The organism is Hymenobacter lapidarius (genome assembly GCF_001816145.1).
Lineage (GTDB): Bacteria > Bacteroidota > Bacteroidia > Cytophagales > Hymenobacteraceae > Hymenobacter > Hymenobacter lapidarius.
In genome coordinates this window covers 1-5,099 of record NZ_MDZB01000170.1, presented here as the reverse complement: position 1 = coordinate 5,099, position 5,099 = coordinate 1, and the positions used below count along the sequence as shown (strand labels likewise).

General features: G+C 57.5%; 5 protein-coding genes. 2 read left to right on the top strand and 3 right to left on the bottom strand.

The annotated features are described in order from the left end of the window. Positions 1 to 223: 223 nt before the first annotated feature. The 3 genes from BEN47_RS19295 to msrB form a co-directional block, all read right to left on the bottom strand. A complete protein-coding gene (locus tag BEN47_RS19295; RefSeq protein WP_070730906.1) occupies positions 224 to 586 on the bottom strand; it encodes a hypothetical protein in 363 nt (120 codons plus the stop codon). 75 nt (positions 587 to 661) lie between these two features. Further along, complete coding sequence (locus tag BEN47_RS19290) at positions 662 to 1,453, bottom strand: DUF3050 domain-containing protein (RefSeq protein ID WP_070730903.1); 792 nt, start codon at positions 1,451 to 1,453, stop codon at positions 662 to 664. A gap of 161 nt (positions 1,454 to 1,614) precedes the next feature. After that, entirely contained in the window at positions 1,615 to 2,166 is a 552-nt protein-coding gene (gene msrB / locus BEN47_RS19285) for a peptide-methionine (R)-S-oxide reductase MsrB (RefSeq protein WP_070730909.1), read from the bottom strand. Positions 2,167 to 2,406: 240 nt separating this feature from the next. Between msrB and typA the strand changes: the two genes are divergently transcribed. Both typA and BEN47_RS19275 read left to right on the top strand, forming a co-directional pair. Further along, positions 2,407 to 4,218, top strand: a complete 1,812-nt coding sequence (gene typA / locus BEN47_RS19280; protein ID WP_070730901.1) for a translational GTPase TypA — start codon at positions 2,407 to 2,409, stop codon at positions 4,216 to 4,218. A 94-nt stretch (positions 4,219 to 4,312) separates the two neighbouring features. Continuing rightward, positions 4,313 to 4,831 (top strand): DUF6630 family protein, encoded by a 519-nt coding sequence (locus tag BEN47_RS19275; RefSeq protein WP_070730899.1) that lies wholly within the window; start codon positions 4,313 to 4,315, stop codon positions 4,829 to 4,831. The last annotated feature ends 268 nt before the right edge of the window (positions 4,832 to 5,099 follow it).

The window sequence follows — 5,099 nt, the reverse complement described above, 5'->3', positions numbered from 1 at the left end:
CCGCTGCCGGTGCCCGCCGTGGGCCCAAGCCCCGCGCCGAAGCCGCCCCGGACGCCACTCCGGAAGCAACCGATGTAATGAACTCGGCCGATAGCGCCAGCACTGGCGAAGTAAGCGCGTAGTTTTTTTTGCCACTACGGGTAATGTCGCAGTAAAAAGCCCGTCCCATTGAGTTGGGACGGGCTTTTTACTGCGACATTACCAGCCGGGTGACTGGTTTCCGCTAAGGGCGCGGCGGGGGCGGACTGCTTACGGGCGCATCGTAGTTGAGCCGCTGAATGCGCGTGGCGGGGGTGGTGTTGTTGGGGTCGTTGGAATTGAGATTTTCAATGCGCTTTTGGCGGTTGATGTCGGCCGCCTGCTCGCCCAGGCGCACCCGGTTGGGCGTGGCATCGGGAATGGCGGAGTTGGTGCCCGTACCGTTGCTGTTGTAAATAGCCCGGCGGTCGGCGTCGGTTCGAACTTCGGTGGGCACGGCGGAGGGCGTGGCCCTTTCGGCGGTTTGCTCGGTGGTAGTGCAGCTGGCCAATAGCCCCAGGGCCAGGGCAAAGCCCAACCGCCCGCTGCAAGTAAAAACAATGTTCATGGCCCGTGCTGGAAAAAGGCCGCCCACATTGGCGGCCTGCTTCAAACGGCGGACGGTGGCTTGTGGTTGGCTGAGCTACGCCACCGAGCGACGGATTTTGCCCGTGGGGATGCCGTTCCACAGCACCACGCGGGATTCGAGGCATTGGATGGTTACCTGCTGGCATTCCACCCAGGAGTCGGGGTTGTTGGCGCACAGCTCGCGCACCATTTGCTGGGCCAGGGGCGCGTGCACTTCTTCATCGAGTTGAATGTGCCGGTCGAGGTAGTACGTAAACGTGTCGAGCTGGCCCGGGAATCGGTCGCGCAGGTCGCCCACCAACTGGCGAAACATGGCCGGAATCAAGTCCTCGCGCCCAAAAGTGAATGCCGCCGCCACAACGTACGGCCGGCCGCTCCGAATGATGCCAAAGGTGGTTTCAACGAATTGCCGCACGGAATCCGGCACCTGCGCCGCGTCCAGGGCCTGCGTCACGCTACTGCCGGCATTCACGGCGGCCACCAGGCGACGGATGGGGCCGGTGTCGGCACCACACTCTTCCATGGCCCGCACGTAGAGCTCAAAGTGGCTGGTGGGCTGTCCCTGCGGGTCCACATCGGACTCCTCTTCCAACACAATTTCGTTGATGAGGCGCCGCGTGGCCGCATTGGCCGTGGGCACCCACGGAACCTGCACGCACGTGAGCTCTCGCTGCAACGCTTTGAGTAGCGACATAAAATCCCAAACGGCAAATACGTGGTGCTCCATAAACCGCCGCAGGTCGGACATGGTGTGCAGCCGGTGGTAGAGGTCGTTGCTGAGTAAGAGTTGGCGGGTTTGGGCTACTTCCTGCTGCAAGTAGTCGATGGGGTCGAGCGAAACTTCCATAAATGACCTTGTTTTGAATATATTACTGGTAGAACAGCTGAACTGCTAATTCGGCCTTGACGCAAGCGGCCAAAAGCGGAGCCCTACCAACGAAAATGCCCCCCGACGTGGATTGTCGGAAGGCATCAACAAATTATGTATTGAGAAATGCCTGCAGGCTTCTACTTTTTCTTCTGGAACACCAGCGCGTTGCCGTCCATGCAGTAGCGCTGGCCGGTGGGCTTGGGGCCGTCGTTGAACACGTGGCCGAGGTGGCCGCCGCACTTGGCGCACACAATCTCGTCGCGGCTCATGCCGAAGGTATCGTCCGATGCCACTTTGACGCTGGTAGCCGCGGCGGGCGCGAAAAAGCTGGGCCAGCCGGTGCCAGATTCAAACTTGGTATCGGAGAAAAACAGCAGGTTGCCGTCGGCGGCACAGTAGTAGCTGCCCTCGGCGTGGTTGTCGTGGTATTTGCCGGTGAAGGGACGTTCGGTGCCTTTTTCGCGGAGGATGTAGTACTGGTCGGGCGTGAGGGCCTTTTTCCATTCGGCCTCCGTTTTCTGCACGGGAAATTCATCGGGCTTGCCGGTCACGATTTTGGGCTCAAAATAAGCCTTGCCCGACACGGTGCGGGCGGGCGGGGTAGTGTTTGCGGCCACGTCGCGCTTCTGCGAGCAGGCCGAGTTGAGGGTGAGCGCCGATACTGCTAAAAACAAAAGGGAGAAACGCATGGTCAAGGGATGAAGTGAGATTTAAGTGCCCAACATACGAGGGAGCACCAGGGTTCGGTCTGCCAGGCAGACGGTAAAAGGGCGGGAACCTTACGCCCTGGCTGAATGATTTAAGGCGACTGGCTTGACTGCGCACCGGCTGGCGCGGCCCCAGCTTCGGTGGGGTGCAGCGTAAGAGTTGAGTAAGCCAAGGCTTTGCGCCTTTTTATCTGTACCTTTGCACCCGCAAAAACAACCCATATGGCCAACAATATTCGTAACATTGCCATCATCGCTCACGTTGACCACGGCAAGACTACTCTGGTGGATAAGATTATCCACGCATCCAAGATTTTCGACGCGCACCAGCACTTCGACGACCTGATTCTCGACGACAACCCGCTGGAGCGCGAGCGCGGCATTACCATCGTTTCTAAAAACGTATCGGTACGCTACAACGGCACCAAAATCAACATCATCGACACTCCTGGTCACGCCGACTTCGGCGGTGAGGTAGAGCGCGTGCTGAAGCTGGCCGACGGCGTGTTGCTGCTCGTGGACGCCTTTGAAGGTGCTATGCCGCAGACCCGCTTCGTGCTGGGCAAAGCCATTGCGTTGGGCCTGAAGCCCATTGTGGTGGTGAACAAAGTGGACAAGGAAAACTGCCGCCCCGACGAGGTGCACGAGCAGGTATTCGACCTCATGTTCAACCTCGGCGCGTCGGAAGACCAGCTTGATTTCGTGACGCTGTACGGTTCCTCGAAGCAGGGCTGGATGAGCACCGACTGGAAAGTGAAAACCGACAACCTGATTCCGCTGCTTGACGCGGTTATCTCGTCGATTCCGCCCGCCCCTACCTTGGACGGCACGCCCCAGATGCAGATTACCTCGCTCGACTACTCGTCGTTCGTGGGTCGTATCGCCATCGGCCGCGTGCACCGCGGTACGCTGAAAGAAGGCTCGAACATGAGTCTGATGAAGTCCGACGGCAGCGTCAAGAAAGTAAAAATCCGGGAGCTGCACGTATTTGAAGGCCTCGGCCGCGTGAAAGTGGCGGAAGTAAGCAGCGGCGAAATCTGCGCCGTGTCGGGCATCGAAGGCTTCGACATTGGTGATACGCTGGCTGACAACGACAACCCCGAGCAATTGGACCGCATCAGCATCGACGAGCCGACGATGAACATGCTGTTCACCATCAACAACTCGCCGTTCTTCGGCAAAGAAGGCAAGTTCGTAACCTCGCGGCACCTGCGGGACCGGTTGTTCAAGGAAACCGAGAAAAACCTGGCCCTGCGCGTGGAGGCGACCGACAAAGAGGACACGTTCCTCGTATTCGGCCGCGGCATTCTGCACTTGTCGGTTCTGATTGAAACCATGCGCCGCGAAGGCTACGAGCTGCAGGTGGGCCAGCCCCAGGTGCTGTTCAAAGAAGACGAGAACGGCAAGCGCACCGAGCCCATCGAATTGCTGGTGGTGGACGTGCCCGAGGAATCGGCCGGCAAGGTGATTGAGCTGGTGAGCATGCGCAAAGGCGAAATGACCATCATGGAGCCCAAGGGCGACTTGCAGCACCTGGAATTCACCATTCCGTCGCGCGGCCTCATTGGCCTGCGTAACAACGTGCTGACCGCCACTGGCGGCGAGGCTATCATGAACCACCGTTTCGTGGATTATGAGGAGCACAAGGGCCACATTCCCGGCCGTATCGCTGGTTCGCTGATTTCGCTGGAAACCGGTGCCGGTACGGCTTACACCATCGACAAGCTGCAGGACCGGGGCTCGTTCTTCGTGGACCCGGGTGAGGAAGTGTACGGTGGTCAGGTTATCGGTGAACACACCCGCCCGAACGACCTGACGGTAAACATCCAGAAAGGCAAGAAGCTGACCAACATGCGGGCCTCGGGCACGGATGACAACGCTAAGATTGTTCCCAAGCGTCAGTTCTCGCTGGAAGAAGCCATGGAATACATCCAGAAGGATGAGTACCTGGAAGTGACGCCGAAGTCGATTCGGATGCGCAAGATTCTGCTCGACGAAAACGAGCGTCTGCGCTACGCCAAGCAGGCTGACTAATCACGGATTCAGTCGGATTCGACGGATTATTTGTTGAAAAGGGCGCGGCTTTGGTCGCGCCCTTTTTCTTTCATCAAATGCTACTTTTTGCTTTATGAACCACGAGAATCTGAACCGCTTCGTGCAGCTTTTTACCCTGAGCGATGCGGAGGCTACCCAGCGCGTGAGCGAGCGGCTGGCCCTGGTATTGCGCGACCCGGCGGCGTACCAGGAACAAGACCTTTATGCTGATGAGCTTGAGCAGCGTGGCATCGTCACGGAACTACCAGCACAGGAACTGCGCGATATTGCCCTTATCGATGCTCTATCGAGCGAAGGATTGGCTTGGGAAAGCAGTATGCGGGAACCAACTGAAACGTTGGCAGAGGGCCTCAACGAAGTACTGGTTATTCAGAAGCGCACAGAAGTAGCGCAATTAGTATTGGCCAGCCGCCGCAACACCGGACCCGAAGTCCTCGATTATTTGCAGGATGCGCTGGAGCCAATGGGCTTGGCGCTGGTGCTTCTCACGCTGGACAGCGACTCTTATCCTCTAAGCGTAGTAGCAGAAGACCAGGTGGAGCACACCCGGCGCTTGGCTAAGGAGTTAGGCTTTAAGCTGGTGGTGTATTAAAGACTATGAAGCTGTTCAGGTAGCCAGTCAAACGTCATGCAGTGCGTGGCATCTTTACCGCATGAGTAATTCCAATCGAAAGGATTTACTATTGCGGTAAAGATGCTTCGCTACGCTCTTCATCACGCTCTTTTTTGGGCACTTTAGTAACTGGGAACAAATCTAACTTCGAAGCTGTTTAGAAAGTAAAAGGACTCCCAAAAAAGCGCGAAATTTGAGTTACGACACTCCTTTTTTCGCATTTTAATGGAAGTCCTGTCCAAAGATA